The sequence below is a fragment of the Sphingobium sp. TomMM15 genome (genome assembly GCF_055397045.1).
In genome coordinates, this window is record NZ_AP027314.1 from 465,946 (window position 1) to 485,249 (window position 19,304).

Sequence of the window (19,304 nt, forward strand, 5' to 3'; positions counted from 1 at the left end):
TTTCGCCCCTCGGCGGACTGTTTGAAAGGCGTGGGGAATTTTCACCAATGGGCTGGCCGACCAACAGGAAGCATCGGGCTCTGGCCATCATTCTGGCCTCTGCCTCGCTTGGCGGCTGTGCAACGGTTGAAGGCGCCCCCCGAGAAGCGGCTGCCTATGCGGTGATACCCGCCCCGCAGGCTGTTGGCCTGGACTATCACATCGTTCCTGATGATGTGCTGCGGGTGCAGATATATCATGAACCCGGCCTTTCGCTGGAGGATGCGGCGGTCACGGCGGCGGGTATGGTGCGTCTGCCGTTGATTGGCGATGTGCCGGTCGCAGGCTTGTCCGCTAGCGAGGCCTCAGACGTGATCGCTGGCAAGCTCGGCGAGCGTTATCTGGTTTCCCCTCAAGTTACCGTCTTCGTAAAAAAGGCCGTCGGTCGTCGCATCACTGTGGATGGCGAGGTGGGGCAGCCAGGGCTTTATCCCGTCGAAGGACGCATCGGGTTGCTGCAAGCTGTCGCGTTGTCGAGGGGGCCGAGCCGCCTTGCCAACCTGAAGCAGATCATCGTCGTTCGTCAGGTGGAAGGCGAACGGAAAGCGGCGATGTTCGATTTGAACGCGATCCGCCGGGGCGAGGCGCTGGACCCTGAAATTCTGCCGGGCGATACGATCATAGTTGGGCTATCACGAGCGAAGGCCATCCTGGGCGGGACGTTGCTGGCGCTACCTCTATTGGGGGCGGCCTTTGTGTCTCTCGACGGAGAGCATTGATGGCAGGCCGTACGATCCGCATCGATAACGACCATGCGCCCTTTGGACCGGAGGGACGCAGCGCTCGCATTGTGACGGCGGCCCGCGCTGCCTGGACGGCGATATGGCGTCATCGTATCATCCTCTTGGTCACCATGGCGCTTTGTGTGCTGGCGGGCACCATCTTCATACTTCTTTCGACGCCTGATTACCGCGCTACAGCTTCGGTCGAGGTCGAGGACGTACCCGCAGGCGCGGCGGGAGCAGGAGCAATCCAGCGCCCGGCCGCCCCAGCAGACAATGAAGCGCTGATGCAGACTGAGTTGGAGGTGCTGCGCAGCCGCGCCTTGGCCGAAGATGTGGCTAGCGAGTTGGCGTTGGTCGGCAGCCGAACCTTTTTTGATGGTATGAATGAACGGCGCCCCGAGCGAGGGTCCGGATCGCTCAGCCAGCGGCAGGTCGAAACCGAAGCCGTCATCGGCCTTCTGCGCGACAACCTGGAAGTGGAGTTGCCCGGCAAGAGCCGTGTCATCCGCATCAGCTTCACAAGTGCCGATCCCATATTATCGGCGCGGGTTGCGAACAGTTATGCCGACAGTCTGATCAGAGCGGACCTAAAGCGTGGATTTGAATCTGGCGTTCAGGCGCGACGCTTCCTGTTGGGGGAGCTGGATAGTGCGCGACGGGATATGGAGCGCGCCGAACGGGACCTTGCCGCCTATGCCGCTCAGACCGGGGCGCCTTCAGGCACGTTCGTAGAGGGAGGCGACAGGCCCACCGACTCGAACGGCACGACCGCGACGCGGCTTGCCCAGTTGAATGCCTTTCGCGCTCAGGCGACCGCAGATCGGATCGCGGCGCAGAAGCGTTGGGAAAGCGCCCGCCTTTCCAGTGTCGAGACGCTGCCCGAAGTGCTGAATAACGGCGCGATGCAGCAGCTGATGACGCAACGGGCGCAAGCGCGGGCAGCGGTGGTCGAGGAGCGGCAGTTTCGCAAGGACGCCCATCCGGAAATGCGGGAGGCCCGGGCACGGCTGGCCGCGCTGGACGATCAGGCGACTGTGATGGCGAACAGCATCCGCGCTTCCTTGCACGAGCAGTTTGAAGTTGCCGTACATGGTGAGAAGCAGATCGAGGCTGAGATCGCAGGCGTGGAGCGCCAGGCGCAGGCGGAGCGGGGGCGTGGCGTGCAGATGAGCATCCTGGAGCGCTCGGTCGATACATATCGGCTGCTGCATGACAGCCTGCTTCAGCGTTACCGTGACATGGCATCGCAGGCTGGCTTTCAGGCGGGACGCATACAGCCGTTGGACCGTGCCGCCGTCCCTTCGCGGCCGTCATCTCCGAATATTGGCATCACGATGCTGATGGCTTCACTTGGCGGTCTGTTGCTGGGTTTGCTGATGGTTGCGGGACGCCATGTGTTCGACGATGCCGTGACCTCTGCCGATACGCTGGCGGAGCGTGCCAACATGCCGCTGCTGGGGACGGTTCCGGTTACCGACAAGCCGGCGGCGGAAACCTATGTGCCGATTGCATCCTCGCTGTTGCTTGCATCCTCGGCGGGGTTGCCTGCTTCCATCCTGATCACCAGCGCGCAGGAAGGGGAAGGCAAATCTTCGACGGTCCACGCACTGGCTCTCGCCCTTGCCAAGCTCGATCGCCGAGTGCTGGTGATCGACGCTGACATGCGTCGGCCGCGACAGCATGGCCTGTTCCATGTCACGCCCGAACGCGGCCTCAGCGAAGTCATGACGGGACAGGCCAAGGCGGAGGATGTGATCGTCGGTAGCGATGTCCCTGGGGTATCGCTTCTGCCTAGCGGCGCGATCCCGCCTAATCCCGCTGAACTTCTATCCACGTCCGCTTTGGACGTGCTGCTCGCGGCCGTTCAGGGACGCTATGACACGGTGCTGATCGATGCACCTCCGATCTTGGGTGTCCCGGATACATCGCTACTTGCGTCGAAGGCGGAGGCGACAGTATTGATCGTGGAGTGGGGGCGTAACCATCATGGCGGCCTGAGAGTGGCTGTAGACCGCTTGCGCCGGGCGGGCGGCGCCATCATTGGCGCGGTACTGACCAAGCAACAGGGCCGCGCGTTTGAATATGAGTATCATAGGAACGGGTAGGGGCTGACTGTCTCCGTCGCTCCTCATCGAGTGAGGGGCCGGACTTGCGATGTCAGCTAGGGCGTCACCCTTTTGACGCCCGGCATGGTCCGGTTCCATCCTCGCGATGGCTTCCTCGGTCTTTGTCCGCGAATTTTACTGACGCAGCCGTTCAATCGCCTGGGCAAGTGCGACATAAAGCTTGCCCATGTCGGAGGATAGCACCGCTACCCCAAGCGCATTGCCGTCCCGCGCGGAAAGGATGATCCGCAGCATCGATTCGAAGTCGTGGATGTAGCGGTTCACATGCTCCTGGAACTCGGCATCATTGTCATAGTGCAGGGCGATCTCACGCGATTCCCCTGCATCCAGCAACTTGACCGCCCGGCGGGTGAAAACACCGCGATCGCCTTTCAGATAGGAAGCCCAGGCGGAGTCCGTCACGTCGTTTGACAGAATTTTGGCGACGTCGATCGAGGTGCTGTTGAGCGATTCGATAAGCAGGGCCGATCGGCGCGCAAAATGATCGCGGTCGCGGTCTTCGGCGGCCCGTTCCGCTTCCTCGATACGGGATTGAACGCTCGCACTTGTGTCGGCAATCGTCAGCAACTGCCGCGTAAGGCGATCGGACGCCTGATGCGCAGCGCGAACAGCCTCCTCCGCGACCTGAGCGAGCTTTTCGATCTGGGCTGTTACCTTGTCATCGACTGCCTGCTGGAGCGCGGCCTCGCTCGCTTCCGCTAGAGATTGTGCTGCGTCAGGGATGGCACGGCCTAGTGCCTGACGTGCGCGCTCGGCGGCTTGATCGGCGGTATCCTTGACGCGCAGCAATGCGGTCACGAGCAATGGGCCAGCGCCTTCGGTGATTCGCGTCGCGTCCTGATGAGCGTGATCGAGGGCTGTGCGGAGCTTCTCAACCAGTTCGCGGTTGGCCTCCACCCCGCTTTGCGTGCTTTCCAGCCATTCGGTAAGGCGGCGGCCCTGACCGCGGAGCAGCTCCTCAGCCTCTTGGGTGCGGCCGACCAGCGCTTCGGAAATGGCCTCCAGCCGCTCCATTTCCGGTGCCGCGCTATCAAGCAGTTCGCGGCTCGTGGAAATGCGCGTGTCGAAACGCTGCAATGCGGCGGGGAAGGTTTCGTCCAGCTCTCGGACGCTAGAATCAAGGGCAACAAGTAGGGTTTCCGCACAACTAATCAGCTTTTCCGCCGTAACCCCACCGGCAGCCAGGGCGTCATCGATCCGCTGCGTTTCGACGGTAAGGCGGGAAAGTGCCTCGGTAAGCCGATCGTTGCGCGACAAGGCGCTTTCTTCCAGCGCGGCAAAACGTGACTGCGCGCTTTCGATGGCCTCGCCAAGCGTCGCATGCAGGCCGGACACGAGCGCGCGTTGTCCTTCGACCAGATCGTTGATCTGGTGGAGGCGGCTTTCGACCTCGCTCATGTGATCGGAAATGGCCGAGACGGTTTCGTCGCCGATGCTCTGGATATCGCCGCGTGAGCGCGTCACCAGCGCGTCGAGAGCCTCCGCCTGCCGCGCCAGACCCTCTTCAGTGAAGGTCACGCCTTCCTTCGCGCGGGCGAAGGCGGCTTCAGTGCGTTCACGAAGTTGAGTTTCGATCTGTTCGGAGTCATGTGACAGAGCAGCGAGAGCGTTCTGGCTCGTCGCGGCAATGCCCGCCTGAGCTGTTTCAACGAGCGCACGGAGTGCCTCAGCTTGCGCCGTCAGATCGCGATCGGCCGCCGCCATGCTCTGCTGTGCATGCGCCACAGTCGTTTCAAGGCGCTGCCGCACGTCACCTTCAACCCGGTCAAGGTTTTGCGTGAGCAATTCGATCGTCGCTTCGGCACTATTGGTTATGCCAGCGCGTGCGCGTTCCAGCAGGCTGGCGAGGGTGCTTGCCTGCCGATCCAGTTCAGCTGCTCCTTCCTGCATCGTCAGGCGGGCGCTTTGCGCTGTGGCGTCGATCCGCCCAGCCGCAATGTCGGCCATGCCGTTCACTTCCTCGGTCGCGGAGCGGGTAGCCTCCTGCAACTGGGTGAGCTGGCTCGACAGGCTCTTCGTTGCGGTCAACGTGCGGGCGCGGGCATCGTCGGACAGTTCGCCAAGAGCGTGAAGCCGAGCCTCCAGCGTGTCGATCCGTTCCGCCAGCGCATGGCCGTTATCGATGATCTGCGCTGCCATGCGACTGGCCCGATCCTCCAGTTCCGGCATGGCAGAGATCAGGGCGTCCATGCGCGTAACGAGGACGGCTCCTGCGCGCTCGGCCGCTTCCGCCTTTTCGGTCGTGCTGTGGGCGCGACTGGCGATAAGTTCGGCAGAGGCCTCCATATTGCTGCTGGCGGCCGCGCCATAGCTGTCGAGCAGTTCGGCCTGGTCCTGCATGGCTTCGCGGGCGGTAGCCAGCTGATTGTTAATGCGGCTGAGCCGGGCTTCCAGCTGCTCCGCCTCCGCGTGTAGCGCGCGCGCCGTGTCGAGATAGCGGCGCGACTCGGCTCGGCTGGTGCGAGCGAGCAGCAGATAGCAGACGCCAAGCCCCACGACCGGCAGCAATATGGTCGTGATCAGGCCAGGCCACGCAGCAGGGCCTGCCTGCCATTGGTTCGTCGAGACTGTCGCCCATCCAGCAAAGCCAAGCCACAGCAGAGCTGCGAAGCCGAATATGGCCTGCCTCCGGCGACTGAAAGGATCGCCGTGCTCCTCCGCCTCGACGTCTTCATCGCTGTCATCGACGACCTGCTCCAACAGCAGTGTATCGTCCTTCCGCGACTCGTCAGAAGTCGCGATGCTTTTGTCTCGCCAAAATTCGACGATGGTGCTGCCCCCGGTCATGACCCCATCCTACCATCTTTTCAGCGCAACAAAATGCCCTGTTACCAAAACTTAACGCAAGCCCGATAGCGTTCGGCCCATGTCATACGATCCTGGTGCCCTGAATGCTGCTCTTGCTGCCGCTGTCGGCGAAGATTTCACGCTGATCGCGGACCTTCGTGTGGCCTTCATGGAAAGCGCCGAACGCCAGCTGGACCTCCTCCGCAATGCGCAGTCCGACGCGAACTGGGAAGTCGCATCATGGCGGCTGAAGGGGTTGGCGGCGAGTTTTGGCCTTACGCACCTCATGGCATTGGCTGATGAGGCAGCGGATTGTGCAAGGGGCGATCCCCGCATTCTTCGTCAATTGCGGATGGCGATTGACCGTCTTCAGCAGACCTGAATCGCAGCATGCTTGCGTGATGGCGGCAGCCTTGCGAAAAGGCAGGTTCACACAAGAACGGGTCAGTTCCATCTCAGCATGACTTTTGCGGCCATTCTCAGCGCCAGCCGGGCGTCCAGCGATTCTTCGGCGGCCCTCCGCGCCAGCCTGCATTTTGCGGGGCAGACGCTGGTCGAATATCAGGCGCGCCAAGCTGCCCGGGCGGGGGCAGATCGCATCATGATACTTGTGAGTGTCATAACGCCCGCCCTTTCACAGGCGGTGGACAGGTTGAGTGCCGACGGGATTTCCGTCGCCCTGGTTCGCGATATGGTGTCCATGGTCCGGGACGCGCCGCGTGATGCCGATGTGGTTCTGGTTGCTGACGGGGTCGTCATTGCACAGGGTCATTTCGATGCCATAGCCGAGCGCGAGGGCAACGCCCTTCTGGTCACGGATGACAGTCATGCCAGCGCTCCGCTGGAACGGATCGATGCAGGTCAGCGATGGGCTGGCCTGGCTCGGATCAGTCCAGACCTGCTTTTCGGCACGCTCGACATGATCGGTGATTGGGACCTGTCGCTGACACTTGTTCGCGCGGCGGTGCAAAATGGCGCTCGCCGAATCACTGTTCCGCAGGATGATCTGCTGACGGGGCGCGTAGCGCTGGTCGATGGGCAGGCGCAGGCGGATCTGGTCGCTCAAGCGGTGATGTCCGCCGGTTCGTCGGCGAAGAGAATGCGCGGCTTGGCTGAACATTATATTCTTTGCCCGGCCGCTCGATTGTTCAGTCCCGCCCTGATGCGCACCCAAGTCCCGGCGGCACAAGTGCGCATTGCAGCCATGGCTTTGGGTGCGATTGCCCTAGTGCCGATAGAGTTGCTTTGGCCCGCGACGGGGTTCCTTTTGTTATTGCTGGCATTAGGGCTCGCGGAAATCGCGGATCGGCTGGATGAACTGGCCCTCCGATCGCCACCGGCTGGATGGACCGCATTCGTTGTCCCCTTCTTCGCGGTTGGCGGTGTATCCCTCGCAGGAGGGAGCGTGCTTGCGACATGCCTCGCGCTGCTGCTTGCCATCATTCAATTTGCTGACCGCTGGAACAGGACGGGGGGAGCGAGGGCCTGGATGATCTTCACGCCCGCAAGCGCGGTGATCCTTCTGTTACTGACGACTTCGCTGGGCGCGGCGATGATGGGTTTTCAAGTCGCAATGCTGGCCGCCATAGCATCTGCAGGTGCGATCATCCTGCGCAAACCCGCCTGATATATTTCACGCATAGGGTTTAGTGCATTTTAAGGACGTGCGGCTATGTTGGCCGCCATGAGTGCCTTTTCGTTCCTTACCGGACCAACGGCGGCGGACAGTTGGCCTGCGGCACGCGTCCTGGCCGGCATGTCCGCCGTGCCCGTGGGTCATGCCATTGATCTGGCATTTTTCTTTCCCAATGAAGGGCGGGAACGTCACGATGCGCTGATGGCCGAAACGCGGCGCCATCTGGGCGGCTGCGTCACTGGCATCGAACATGCCCTGCGATTCGCTCTCGACCGGCCAGACGTGACGAGCCTGCTGGCGCAGCAGCCCGAAGCGATTTGCTGGCCGACCATTTGCGCTCAGCCAACATTGCTCGGCCCGGCGTTGCTCTCCCACATGCAGATGCGTGCAGGTGTTACGCTATTGCTGCGGCAATTTGGTCAGCCCGATGATCGATTGGACGAGACGGAAGCAGAGATCATCTTTCCCACCGATGATCCAACCGTGACGGAAGCGCTTGCAGCCCTTGCCATGGCGGAGGGACGTTGGCTGACGCTGGGCGGGGAAGACGAGCCAATGCAGCCGGATATTCCTGCCGAACATTATGCGGAACTCCTATGGACCGCTGCCGCTTGCCTGATGGCTGTCGTTCAGCGGACGTCTCTGCTGGATGCTGGAGAAATCCTTCCTGCGGTCGAAAAAGCTGGGTGGGCCTTATTGGCTGAACATGACGAGAGTCGGAGTCCGATCGCAGCGGCAGACAGGTTGGTGCGCCGCCTGGGCGAACGTGCCGACATGCCCGAATTGCTGGGCGCTGCTCTGGGCCAGCGGCGATTCCTGCTATTTGCGTCCCTCGCGGCTCGGCGATTGCGCATGGATAGCGCGCATGTTGCCGACATATTGGTGATGGGGCCGGTTTCTGAACTGGCAGCGCTGTGCCGATCGTTAGGGGGATCGGATGCCGACTATCGTCATCTGCTGATGGCATTGCGGCCTGTCCGGCCTTCGCTCACGGACGCTGCGATCATCGTGGAGGCGGAGCGGTATCAAGCGTTGACAGAGGCGCAGGCGGACGGTTTGGTGAACGCGTTACGCGCGCCTCGGGCACTGCGTGCGAAAATCGATCATCTGCGGCGGATCACTGTCTGATGAATATGCCGGTGCATCCTGCCATTATCCGCGCGACTGTAGCGGCGAATGGATTGCTGTTAAGCGCGGATGCGCCTTTGCTGGCCTTGCAGCGTGAGGCGGGCTCCGATCTTGGCGCGGTGTTGGCTATCCCTCAACTGGCAGCACTAGCGCGGCTTGCGTCGCGCCTTTCGGTTACCATTTCACGCTCGGTCACAGCGGCGGCCGAGCGCGGCGATATCGACATGTGGGTTCGGGCAAAGCCTGAAGCTGACGGCGTGCAGATATCCGTGATCGAATGGAATGAGCGGCCAGCGACGGCTGCTCCTGTCGACATGATGCGTCGGGAAGCAGACATTGCGGCCGTCTCGGAAGGCTGGACCTGGCAAATCGACACGCAACTGCGGTTCCAGATGGTTTTGGAAGGAGCAGGGCCGGAAAGTGCGTTGCCCCAGCAGCCTCCGATACCCGGTAGTCGTCTGACCAGCTATTTCGAATTGCGGCCGGATGAGGAGGGTGACCTCGCCATTCTGCGCGGATTTGCGCAGCGTCGCGCCTTCCGTGACCAGATCGCGACCTTGATTGCCGAACCTGAGCAATGTTTTCGGCTTTCGGGCTTCCCGATGTTCGATCTGGCGGGGCAGCTCCTGGGTTACCGGGGCAAGGCATTTCCATTGGACCGAGCCATTCTGGCCCCGCATGTGCCGCCTGCGCCCGCCGTTGTCATATATCCTGCAGAGTTCGGGCGGCGCCTGGATCGTTCCCTGCGCCAGCCATTGGGCCGGATCATCGCCAATGCGGATTCGATCAACGCGCAGTTCGATGGGCCGTTGCGCCCGGACTATGCGGGTTATGCTTCCGACATCGCGGCAGCCGGACGTCATCTGATGGCGTTGATCGATGATCTGGCGGACTTGCAGGCGATCGACAGGCTGGACTTCACCGTTGCGACCGAGGATGTGGACCTGGCCGATATTGGGCGACGGGCCGCAGGGCTGTTTGTGGTCAAGGCGATGAGCCGCAAGATCAAGCTTTTCCCACCAGAATCGGAACATAAGACCGTCGCGACGGGAGAATTTCGGCGCGCACTGCAAATCCTGATGAACCTGGTCGGCAACGCCGTGCGCTACGCGCCTGAGGATAGCGAAGTGCGGATAGAGACTGGCGTCGATGACGGACGAGCCTGGATCGCTGTCATGGATCAAGGAGCAGGTGTCCCAGAAGATAGTCGAGAGCGCATCTTCCAAAAGTTCGAACGGCTCGGCCGGAGTGATCCTGGCGGTAGCGGCCTTGGCCTCTACATCTCTCGCCGCCTTGCGCTTGCCATGGGTGGAGACATTCAGATCGGCGATGCCCATGGTGGGGGTGCGCGATTTACGCTGACGCTACCGGCAAGCAGCTAGAATAAAAAACGGCGCCGATTTGGCGCCGTTCCTTTTTTATCGGCCGACCGCGATTAGCGTTGGCTAACCGGGACATAGTCGCGCTCTGCCGGGCCGGTGTAGAGCTGGCGGGGACGGCCAATCTTCTGCGCTGGGTCAGAAATCATTTCATTCCACTGCGCGACCCAGCCAACCGTGCGGGCGAGGGCGAAGAGCACCGTGAACATCTCGGTCGGGAAGCCGATCGCCGACAGGATCACGCCCGAATAGAAGTCCACATTCGGGTAGAGCTTCTTTTCGATGAAGTAAGGATCGTTGAGTGCGATCTGCTCCAGTTCCTTGGCGACGTCAAAGACGGGATCGTTGACGCCCAGCTTTGCCAGGACGTCCTTTGCCGTCTTCTGCATGACGGTCGCGCGCGGATCGTAGTTCTTGTACACGCGATGGCCAAAGCCCATCAGGCGGAACGGATCATCCTTGTTCTTGGCGCGGGCGATATATTCCGGAATGCGGTCCACCGTGCCGATCTCGCGAAGCATGTTGAGCGCGGCTTCGTTCGCGCCGCCATGGGCCGGACCCCAGAGGCAGGCGATGCCAGCGGCGATGCAAGCGAAGGGGTTGGCGCCCGACGAGCCAGCGAGACGGACGGTCGACGTCGATGCGTTCTGCTCATGGTCAGCATGCAGGATGAAGATCTTGTCCATCGCGTCCACGATGACCGGATCGGGCTCATATTCCTCGGCGGGGACCGAGAAGGTCATCCGCAGGAAATTGGCGGTGTAGCTGAGGTCGTTGCGGGGATAGACGAAAGGCTGTCCCACCGAATATTTGTACGCCATGGCCGCGATTGTCGGCATCTTGGCGATCAGGCGGTGGCTCGCGATCTTGCGCTGTTCCGGATCATTGATGTCCGTCGAGTCATGGTAGAATGCGGACAGAGCGCCGACCACGCCGCACATGATGGCCATGGGGTGCGCGTCGCGGCGGAAACCGCGATAGAAGGTGGTGAGCTGCTCGTGCACCATGGTGTGGCGCGTGATCGTGCGAGTGAAATCTTCCAGATCCGCCTTCGAAGGCAGTTCGCCATTCAGCAGGAGGTAGCTGACTTCCATAAAGCTGGATTGTTCTGCCAGCTGATCGATGGGGTAGCCGCGATGCAGCAGGATGCCGGCGTCGCCATCGATATAGGTCAGGCCGGAATCGCAGCTGGCCGTAGAGGTGAAGCCCGGATCATAGGTGAACATGCCGGTGTTGGCGTAGAGCTTGCGAACGTCGATAACCTTGGGGCCGACGGAACCGCTCAGGATACCATAGTCCTTGGTATCGCCGCCGACTGTCAAAGTGGCATTATTGTCCGACATCTCGTTCTCCTTAATTGCCAACAGCGCGCGATGCCTGCCTGGCATCCGCGAGCCGCTCCAAGCTCCTGTCTTTTCCAAGAAGGAAAAGGACATCAAATATCCCCGGCGAAACCGTGCGACCGGTTAGCGCCGCGCGTAGAGGTTGAGCGACTTTGCCCAGCCCCAATCCGACTTCCTCTGCCACGCGGCGGATCGCTTCCTCGATCGCTTCGATCGTCCAGGACGGGACGGAATCAAGAGCGTCGGCGGTCTTCCCAAGCAGCTCGCGCGCCGAGTCGTCTAGCAGAGCAATAGCCTTGTCGTCAAAATCCAGCGGGCCTGCCTTGAACAGGAACTCGGCGCCCTCGGCAATCTCGTTAAGTGTCTTCGCGCGTGGCTTGAGCGAAGGCATGGCTTGCGCGAGAAGCGCCATCGCCTTGGCCGACGGGGTCGTGCCGAGCCGTTGCGCGACGCGTGGCAGGACCAGTTCCGCCAGGCGCTGGTCGTCGGCCTCGCGCAGGTAGAATGCATTGAGATTTTCAAGCTTCTTGATGTCGAAGCGGGAGGGCGATCGGCCGACGCCGCTTATGTCGAAGAGTTCGATTGCGCGATCTCGTGAGATGGTTTCTTCATCGCCATAGCCCCAGCCGAGACGCAGAAGATAATTGAGCACGGCTTCGGGCAGCATGCCCATCTCGTCGCGATAGGCATCGACACCCAGCGCTCCGTGCCGCTTCGATAGCTTTGCGCCGTCCGATCCGTGGATCAAAGGAATATGGGCATAGACTGGCTCTTCCCAGCCCATCGCCTTAATAATGCCGAGCTGGCGAAACGCATTGTTCAGATGATCGTCGCCACGGATCACATGTGTGACGCCCATGTCGTTATCATCGACAACCACGGCGAGCATATAGGTCGGCGTTCCGTCGGAGCGGAGCAGGATCATGTCATCCAGTTCCGCATTCTGCACGACTACCCGGCCCTGGACCGCGTCGTCGATGACCGTTTCGCCTTCGCGCGGCGCCTTGAGCCGGATGACGAACGGGGCATCGGCCGGAGCTTCCGAAGGATCGCGGTCCCGCCAGCGGCCATCATAACGCATCGGCTGCTTTGCGGCGCGCTGCTGTTCGCGCAGTTCAGCCAGTTCTTCGGGGGTCGCGTAGCAGCGATACGCATGGCCAGCGGCGAGCAACTGGTTAGCGACCTCTGCGTGCCGCTGCGATCGCTCAAACTGAAAGACGGCGGGCTCATCACCTGCAAGGCCGAGCCAGTCAAGGCCGTCGAAGATTGCGGCGACAGCGTCCTCTGTCGAACGGGCGCGATCGGTATCTTCGATGCGCAACAGGAACTTGCCGCCATGGTGCCGGGCGAATAACCAGTTGAATAACGCGGTGCGTGCGCCGCCGATGTGAAGAAATCCCGTGGGCGATGGCGCGAAACGGGTTACCACCTGCTTGTTCAAACCCGTTGCACTCACCGCTTTATTCCTCGACATCCGCCTTGCTCATTCATGAACGCGACGCCCCCTAGCATGGCTTTTGAGCCACGACAAACGTCCGTTGCCCCGATAATAGGGCGCAGCGGTCATCAGCTTTTCGCGCGCCTGGAACAGGCATTGGAGGCTGAGCGGGAGCAACTTGCGCTTTGGGTGCCGGTGGGCCTTGGATTGGGCATTGCGGCTTGGTTCTTTCTACCTAACCAGCTGACTTGGTTGTCTTTTTGCTGTTGCGCGATTGCGATTGCGAGTGGCGGATTGATGTTGCCGGAGGGCGGTCGGATACGCCATGCGATCATATTGGGCGGTCTGCTCGCGGCGTCAGGTTGCCTGTTGATATGGGGGAAAGCCCTGGTTGTCGGCACGGCGCCATTGCCGCGTGCGGCATTTGTGGAAGTGACTGGCGAAGTCAGGTCAGCCGATATGGTGCCTGCGCAGCAGATGAGTCGCGTATCGATCCGTCCGATCGACATGTCTGCGCTGCCTTCCTTGATCCGGGTGAACATAGCAGCGGCGGACCTACCCGAAGGGGTTGGCAAAGGTGCCATCATTCGCTTTCGCGCTCGGTTGATGCCTCCTGCCGAAGCGAGCCTGCCCGGCAGCTATGATTTTTCGCGTCGAGCCTATTTTCAGGGGATCGGGGCAACGGGACGCGCGCTTAAGCCCATCGTCGTGCTACGACCATCAACGGAGGCGCCGCCTCTGCGCAATCGTCTTTTCGCGCATATATTGAAGAATGCAAATGGCGACGGAGCGGGGATCGCCGCAGCGCTGGCGACGGGGGATCAGGGCGCGATCAGCGAGGCGGACGCCGACGCGATGCGCCGCAGCGGTCTTGCCCATCTGCTCTCGATCAGCGGGTTGCACGTCACCGCCCTCATCGGCGCGGTCATTTTCCTGCTGATGCGGATCATGGCACTCAGCCGACGTGCGGCGTTGGATTGGCCATTGATGCTGATCGCTGCGGCCGGTGGTGCGCTGGCGGGCCTGGGATATACTTTGCTGACGGGCGCGGAAGTGCCGACGGTTCGATCCTGCGTCGCGGCACTGCTGGTGCTGGGCGGGCTTGCGCTTGGGCGCGAAGCCATCACCTTGCGGCTGATAGCCGCCGGTGCACTGGTGGTTCTGTTGGCATGGCCAGAGGCGCTGGCGGGGCCAAGCTTCCAGATGAGTTTCGCCGCAGTTATCGCTATTGTTGCCTTGGGCGAACATCACCGCTTTCGGGCGTTCGCGGCATCCCGTGACGAGCCAGCGCTTCGGCGACTGGGTCGCCACCTTGCCGTCCTGCTTCTCTCCGGCTTTGCGGTGGAAATGGTTCTGGCGCCGATCGCGTTGTTCCACTTTCACAAGGCCGGGATGATAGGCGCTTTTGCAAACCTTGTGGCTATTCCCCTGACGACCTTTGTCGTCATGCCGTTGGAAGCGTTGGCCCTGCTGCTGGATGTTGCCGGTCTGGGTGCTCCAGCCTGGTGGCTGACCTCCCGCGCGCTCGACGTGCTGTTGCTGATCGCGCATTGGGTGGCGGCAAGTCCTTGGGCGATCGTCACTGCGCCCTCGGTGTCCAACGTGATTTTCGGGATCATCGTGCTGGGCGGCCTTTGGTGCCTGCTGTGGCGAAGCGCTTGGCGGTGGGCGGGAATGGTCCCCGTGACGCTGGGGATGGCCATCATCGTGATGAGTTCGCCTCCCGACATTCTGGTGACCGCGGATGGGCGCCATGTGGCCGTCCGGGGGCAGGACGGCGACATGGCTCTTCTGCGCGAACGGGCCGGAGATTATGTCCGCGATATGATCGCAGAGAGTGCAGGCTATGGAGGTCCACTGGGCGCTCTTGCAGACCTGCCTGAGGCGCGTTGTTCCATGGACCTGTGCATGGTGGCCCTAACCGGAAGAGGGCGCATATGGCAGCTATTGGTGACGAGAAGCGGGGTTATCGTGCCCAAAGACAGCCTGGCACGCGATTGCGCGCGTGCCGACATCGTTATCGCTGACCGCCGCCTGCCGTCATGGTGTCGGCCCCGCTGGCTGAAAGCCGACCGGCGGCTGTTGGCGCATACCGGCGGGCTGGCGATCGATCTTGATGGAGGAACCGTGCGAACCGGCAAAACAGTGGGCGACGCACATCCGTGGGTCGCCCGGCCTTCCTATCTTCCGGCTCGCCGCCGATCCGATCAGTTGTACCGTCGCAGCAGACCAGCCAGCTTTCCTTGAATGCGCACCTGCTGCGAATCGTAGATTTGCGGCTCATAAGCATTGTTGGCCGGATCGAGCCTGACCTTAGGCCCCTGGCGATGATAATATTTCAGTGTCGCCTCACTATCCTCGATCAGTGCGACCACGATTTGCCCCTCGCGCGCGACTTCAGTGCGCTGGATCAGTGCGAAGTCGCCGTCGAGGATGCCCGCATCGATCATCGAATCGCCCGAAACCTCAAGAGCATAATGGTCTCCGGCACCCAATAGCGCCGCAGGAACGGACAGCATATTCTGTCCTTCCATGGCTTCGATCGGAACGCCTGCGGCAATCCGCCCGTGAAGGGGGATGTCTATAACGTCATTGGCTGCGACCGGGGGCTTGGCCGACAGTTGCGGCTTGGGTGTCGCTGCAACCTTGGGTGCGCGATGCATCGCTTCAGGAAGTTTCAAAACCTCCAGCGCGCGCGCCCGGTTCGGCAGGCGGCGGATGAACCCGCGTTCTTCCAGCGCATTAATCAACCGGTGAATCCCGGATTTCGATCGAAGATCGAGCGCTTCCTTCATCTCCTCAAACGAAGGCGAAACCCCGCCTTCCTCGAGCCGAGTTTGAATGAAGCTGAGCAATTCCTGTTGCTTGGGCGTCAGCATGCCGACTTATCCTCCATGGAACGGATGGAGAACGCATAGGAAACGTAAGGAGGCAAGTCAAGCAGGCTTGCGCCAAGCGTAACGAAAGGAACGGACCTGCGTCACAGCCGTTCAATAGCGGCCTTCCCAAAGAGGGTGAATAGGAGAGTAAGATGGCGAACCAGAACGATCAGGACAAACAGCGCCGCCAGCAAGGTGGTGACCGCTCAAGCCAGGGCGGGCGTCAGCAGCAGCAGGAAAATCGCCAGGGTCAAATGGGCGAAAGCCGCAAGGACAAGAGCGATCACAGCAAGCAGCAGCGCTGATCTACGTTCGATTGGATCACGGGGAGGGGCCGCTTTGCGGCCCCTTTCTCATTGTCAGAGCGGCACGATGGTTACTTGGTCGCCTGTGGCAGCGGGGTGGGAATTGGCAGGGCGAAGGATCAGGCAGTCCGCTTGAGCCAATGCTGCGGTGGCGGCGCTGTCTTGCGAGGTGACAGAGACCAAACCAGCGCCGGTAAGGTAGGCGCGAAGATAGTCGTCGCGCTCTCCGGTCGCAGGAAGTGGGGCGGCGAGTTCCGCGATCATTGTACGCGGGAGCGGGCTGGCGGCTCCGGCCATGTGCCGGACGAGCGGCAGCAGGAACAGCGTTGCGGTCACGAAGGCGGATACGGGATTGCCTGGGAGGCCGAGGAATAGGGCGTCGCCCAGCGTTCCCGCCATGAGCGGCTTGCCGGGTCGCATGCGAATCTTCCAGAAATCCAGAGTGCCGCCTGCCGCCTGGAAAGCTGGCCTCACCAAGTCGTGATCGCCGACCGAGGCACCTCCGGTCGAGACGATGATGTCGGCCCCGGCGGCTTCTTTGAGCGATCGGACCATTGCGTCGAGATCGTCGGGAACGATGCCGACGTCGATCACCTCCGCGCCTGCCTGGCCTAGCATGGCCGCAAGCATGGGCGCGTTGGAGGACGGCAAGCGGCCAGAGGGCGTGGGCGCTCCAGGGGGAACGAGTTCATTGCCGGTGGAGATCAGGGCAACGCGCGGACGGGCGCCGACCGGGAGGGTTCCGTGGCCCCCAAGAACGGCGAGAGCAATCTGCGCGGGACCCAATGCGGCACCGGCAGGCAGCAATAGATGATTTGCGCCAAAGTCGCTTGCCGCCGGGCGCGCATTTCGTCCTGTGGGTAATGGAGAGCCGAGGGGATGCACGAGCTGGCCGTCCAGCTGGGCATCTTCCTGGATCAGGACGGTATCGGCGCCTGGCGGAAGTGGTGCGCCGGTAAAGATGCGGCAGCATTCCCCCGGAGCCAAAGCGGAGGGAAGGGAGCCGCCCGCCGTGCTTTCAGCGGTCAGGCGCCAAGGGCCAGGCCATTCTGCCGCACGAATGGCGTAACCGTCCATGGCCGATAGATCTGCCCAAGGCTGATCGCGGAGGGCGAAGATGTCACGTGCGAGCCATCGGCCTGCACAGTTGGAAACCGGGGCGTCCTCTTCCGGCAAGCGGCCGCCCAGCGCAAGCAGGCGCGCCTGAGCTTCCGCAACCGGGAGCAGGCTCATTCGGCCCGCCAGTCGCCCGACTTGCCGCCCGACTTTGCGAGCAACCGGACATTGCCGATGATCATGCCCTTATCGAGCGCCTTTGCCATGTCGTAGATGGTCAGAAGCGTGGCAGAGGTCGCGGTAAGTGCTTCCATCTCAACACCGGTTTGACCCGCGCTTCTGGCGGTAGCGGTCACGGTGACGCCTTCTGTTTCCAGATCGAAGTCGATCGTGACAGAGGTCAGGGCGATGGGATGACAGAGGGGGATGAGGTCGGCGGTCCGCTTTGCCGCCATGATGCCTGCCACGCGCGCTACCGCGAGGACATCGCCTTTCTTTACCAGTCCCTGGGCGATGGCGGCCGCAGCTTTGGCACTCATAGCGATGTGGCCGGTGGCGATGGCTTCACGGGCGGTCACGGCCTTGGCGGAAACATCGACCATATGGGCCGATCCATCCTCATCAAGATGGGTGAGCTTGCTCATTCGCCGGTCAGTAGAGCGTGGGTAGCGGCTTCGACATCGGGCTGGCGCATCAGGCTTTCGCCCACCAGGAAGCAGCGGACGCCATGTTCGGACATGGTGATCAGGTCGGCGTGGCTGCCAAGGCCGCTTTCGGCGACGAAGGTGCAGCCTTCCGGCGCGTGGCCGACCAGTTCATAGGTGCGGGCGAAGTCAACGCTGAAGTCTCGCAGGTCGCGGTTGTTGACGCCGATGAGGCGCGAGCGGAGCTTGAGCGCACGTTCCAGTTCATGGGCATCATGGACTTCGACGAGGGCATCCATGCCAAGGCCAAGCGCGGCATCCTCTATTTCCGCCATCTGATTGTCGTCCAGCGCGGCGGCGATGATGAGGATGGCATCGGCTCCGAGCGAGCGGCTTTCCAGGACCTGCCAGGGATCGACCATGAAATCCTTGCGCAGGACTGGCAACGCGCAGGCGGAACGGGCGGCCATGAGATAATCGTCATGGCCTTGAAAATAGGGTTCGTCCGTGAGGACCGAGAGACAGGCGGCACCAGCGGCGGCGTAGGCCTGAGCATGGGCGGGCGGGTCAAAATTCTCGCGGATAAGACCTTTCGATGGGCTGGCCTTCTTGATTTCCGCGATGAGTCCAAAGCCCGAGCGGGCGGCGCTGTCGAGCGCTTGGCGGAAGCCGCGCGGGGGTGTCTGCTCGGCGGCGCGGGCGTGGAGCGTCGAGACGGTAATGGCGGCCTTGCGGCGGGCCACTTCCTCGCGTTTCGTGTCGCAGATTTCGATCAGCTTGTTCGTCATTTATAGGCAATCCAGCAATTGAGCAGCGCGTTGGCGAGTCCACGGTCGATGGTTTCGGCAGCTTCCTCGACACCCGCGCGCAGATCGGCAACGGCGTCCGCTACGACAAGGGCAGCGGCTGCGTTCAGCAGCACGGCGTCCCGATAGGCGCCCGGCTCACCCTGAAGCAGGGCACGTAGGGCGGCGGCGTTATGAGCGGGGTCACCGCCGCGTATCGCCTCAACCGGGTGCGTGGGAAGCCCAGCGTCGCCAGGGGTGAGGCGGCGCATCGCGACGATGCCTTGCGCGGTGACTTCGGCGACGTCGTTGCCGCCCGCGAGGGAGAGCTCGTCAAGGCCTTCATCCCCCGAGACGATCATGGCGCGATCGACGCCAAGTTCCGCCAGTGCCTCGGCATAGATGGGTACATAGGCGGGGCGGGCGATGCCGACGAGCTGACGGCGCACACCGGCAGGATTGGCGAGCGGACCCATCAGGTTGAAGATGGTGCGCTGGCCGATGGCCTTGCGGATCGGGCCGAAGCGTTTGAGCGCGGGGTGATGCTTCTGCGCGAAGAGGAAGCAGATGCCGAGATCGGCCAGCGTTGCCTCCGCCGTATCGGCGACGCGATCAAGATCGAGGCCGAGCGCTTCGAGCGTGTCGGCGGCCCCGGCCTTGGATGACGCGGCGCGGTTGCCATGCTTGGCGACGGGCACTCCGGCGGCGGCTACCACAAGACTCACTGCTGTCGAGACGTTGAGCGTGTGGTGGCCATCTCCGCCTGTGCCGCAGACATCGATTGCGCCTGCGGGGGCGGCAATGGGGATCATGCGCGCGCGCATGGCGCGGGCGGCGGCGGCGATCTCTGTTGCAGACTCGCCGCGCTGAGCCATGGTGACGAGAAAGGCGGCGATCTCTGCCTCTGGCAGGTTGCCGTCGAACAACAGGTCGAAGGCGGCGGCGGCCTCGGTTGCGCTCAATGGCGCTGCGGGATCGGGCAGGCGGGTCATCGCCTTTGCCTTAATCACGACGCCGCGCCGGAGTCGAGGGGA

The 19,304-nt window shown here is 62.2% G+C and carries 16 protein-coding genes; 8 read left to right on the forward strand and 8 right to left on the reverse strand.

Annotated elements, in window-relative coordinates; all coding sequences use genetic code 11:
• Window positions 1–47: 47 nt before the first annotated feature.
• Together ACZ51H_RS02470 and ACZ51H_RS02475 are read left to right on the forward strand one after the other, a co-directional pair.
• On the forward strand, window positions 48–758 hold the full coding sequence (locus ACZ51H_RS02470; RefSeq protein ID WP_464802337.1) for a polysaccharide biosynthesis/export family protein: 711 nt from the start codon (window positions 48–50) through the stop codon (window positions 756–758).
• Window positions 758–2,869 carry a GumC family protein gene (locus ACZ51H_RS02475; protein WP_464802338.1) on the forward strand — a complete coding sequence of 704 codons (2,112 nt, stop codon included), beginning with the start codon at window positions 758–760 and terminating at the stop codon, window positions 2,867–2,869. Before ACZ51H_RS02470 ends, ACZ51H_RS02475 begins: the two co-directional genes overlap by 1 nt.
• 135 nt (window positions 2,870–3,004) lie before the next feature.
• On the opposite strand, the gene ACZ51H_RS02480 is transcribed toward ACZ51H_RS02475, so the two are convergent.
• Window positions 3,005–5,677 carry a coiled-coil domain-containing protein gene (locus ACZ51H_RS02480; RefSeq protein ID WP_464802339.1) on the reverse strand — a complete coding sequence of 891 codons (2,673 nt, stop codon included), beginning with the start codon at window positions 5,675–5,677 and terminating at the stop codon, window positions 3,005–3,007.
• 79 nt (window positions 5,678–5,756) lie between these two features.
• On the opposite strand from ACZ51H_RS02480, the gene ACZ51H_RS02485 reads away from it, so the two are divergent.
• The 4 genes from ACZ51H_RS02485 to ACZ51H_RS02500 all read left to right on the forward strand — a co-directional run bounded on the left by ACZ51H_RS02485 (window position 5,757) and on the right by ACZ51H_RS02500 (window position 9,823).
• Window positions 5,757–6,059: an Hpt domain-containing protein gene (locus tag ACZ51H_RS02485; protein WP_449471605.1), complete on the forward strand. Its 303-nt coding sequence runs from the start codon at window positions 5,757–5,759 to the stop codon at window positions 6,057–6,059.
• A 78-nt stretch (window positions 6,060–6,137) separates the two neighbouring features.
• The gene (locus ACZ51H_RS02490; protein ID WP_464794532.1) at window positions 6,138–7,304 is read left to right on the forward strand and encodes a hypothetical protein; all 1,167 of its coding nucleotides are present in this window, start codon (window positions 6,138–6,140) and stop codon (window positions 7,302–7,304) included.
• Window positions 7,305–7,349: 45 nt separating this feature from the next.
• Window positions 7,350–8,441 (forward strand): DUF2336 domain-containing protein, encoded by a 1,092-nt coding sequence (locus ACZ51H_RS02495; RefSeq protein ID WP_464802340.1) that lies wholly within the window; start codon window positions 7,350–7,352, stop codon window positions 8,439–8,441.
• The gene (locus tag ACZ51H_RS02500) at window positions 8,441–9,823 is read left to right on the forward strand and encodes a sensor histidine kinase (protein WP_464794534.1); all 1,383 of its coding nucleotides are present in this window, start codon (window positions 8,441–8,443) and stop codon (window positions 9,821–9,823) included. Before ACZ51H_RS02495 ends, ACZ51H_RS02500 begins: the two co-directional genes overlap by 1 nt.
• 53 nt (window positions 9,824–9,876) lie before the next feature.
• Here ACZ51H_RS02500 and ACZ51H_RS02505 read toward each other — a convergent pair whose 3' ends face one another.
• Together ACZ51H_RS02505 and gltX are read right to left on the reverse strand one after the other, a co-directional pair.
• Entirely contained in the window at window positions 9,877–11,163 is a 1,287-nt protein-coding gene (locus ACZ51H_RS02505) for a citrate synthase (protein ID WP_449471612.1), read from the reverse strand.
• Window positions 11,164–11,173: 10 nt separating this feature from the next.
• Window positions 11,174–12,637 carry a glutamate--tRNA ligase gene (gene gltX / locus ACZ51H_RS02510; RefSeq protein ID WP_464802341.1) on the reverse strand — a complete coding sequence of 488 codons (1,464 nt, stop codon included), beginning with the start codon at window positions 12,635–12,637 and terminating at the stop codon, window positions 11,174–11,176.
• A 36-nt stretch (window positions 12,638–12,673) separates the two neighbouring features.
• Here gltX and ACZ51H_RS02515 point away from each other — a divergent pair, with 36 nt between their 5' ends.
• A complete protein-coding gene (locus ACZ51H_RS02515; RefSeq protein ID WP_464802342.1) occupies window positions 12,674–14,848 on the forward strand; it encodes a ComEC/Rec2 family competence protein in 2,175 nt (724 codons plus the stop codon).
• Here ACZ51H_RS02515 and lexA read toward each other — a convergent pair.
• Window positions 14,809–15,480, reverse strand: a complete 672-nt coding sequence (gene lexA / locus ACZ51H_RS02520; RefSeq protein ID WP_460987733.1) for a transcriptional repressor LexA — start codon at window positions 15,478–15,480, stop codon at window positions 14,809–14,811. The two genes, ACZ51H_RS02515 and lexA, sit on opposite strands and share 40 nt — an antisense overlap.
• A gap of 152 nt (window positions 15,481–15,632) precedes the next feature.
• Here lexA and ACZ51H_RS02525 point away from each other — a divergent pair, with 152 nt between their 5' ends.
• Window positions 15,633–15,785, forward strand: a complete 153-nt coding sequence (locus ACZ51H_RS02525) for a hypothetical protein (RefSeq protein ID WP_196225777.1) — start codon at window positions 15,633–15,635, stop codon at window positions 15,783–15,785.
• Between the two features lie 54 nt (window positions 15,786–15,839).
• On the opposite strand, the gene ACZ51H_RS02530 is transcribed toward ACZ51H_RS02525, so the two are convergent.
• The 4 genes from ACZ51H_RS02530 to trpD are packed head-to-tail and all read right to left on the reverse strand — an operon-like array spanning window position 15,840 to window position 19,262.
• Window positions 15,840–17,018: a molybdopterin molybdotransferase MoeA gene (locus ACZ51H_RS02530; RefSeq protein ID WP_464802343.1), complete on the reverse strand. Its 1,179-nt coding sequence runs from the start codon at window positions 17,016–17,018 to the stop codon at window positions 15,840–15,842.
• On the reverse strand, window positions 17,015–17,485 hold the full coding sequence (gene moaC / locus ACZ51H_RS02535; protein WP_460987735.1) for a cyclic pyranopterin monophosphate synthase MoaC: 471 nt from the start codon (window positions 17,483–17,485) through the stop codon (window positions 17,015–17,017). The genes ACZ51H_RS02530 and moaC overlap by 4 nt, the downstream gene beginning before the upstream one ends.
• Entirely contained in the window at window positions 17,482–18,273 is a 792-nt protein-coding gene (gene trpC, locus ACZ51H_RS02540) for an indole-3-glycerol phosphate synthase TrpC (protein WP_464802344.1), read from the reverse strand. Before trpC ends, moaC begins: the two co-directional genes overlap by 4 nt.
• Complete coding sequence (gene trpD, locus ACZ51H_RS02545; protein WP_464802831.1) at window positions 18,270–19,262, reverse strand: anthranilate phosphoribosyltransferase; 993 nt, start codon at window positions 19,260–19,262, stop codon at window positions 18,270–18,272. Before trpD ends, trpC begins: the two co-directional genes overlap by 4 nt.
• Window positions 19,263–19,304: the final 42 nt, after the last annotated feature.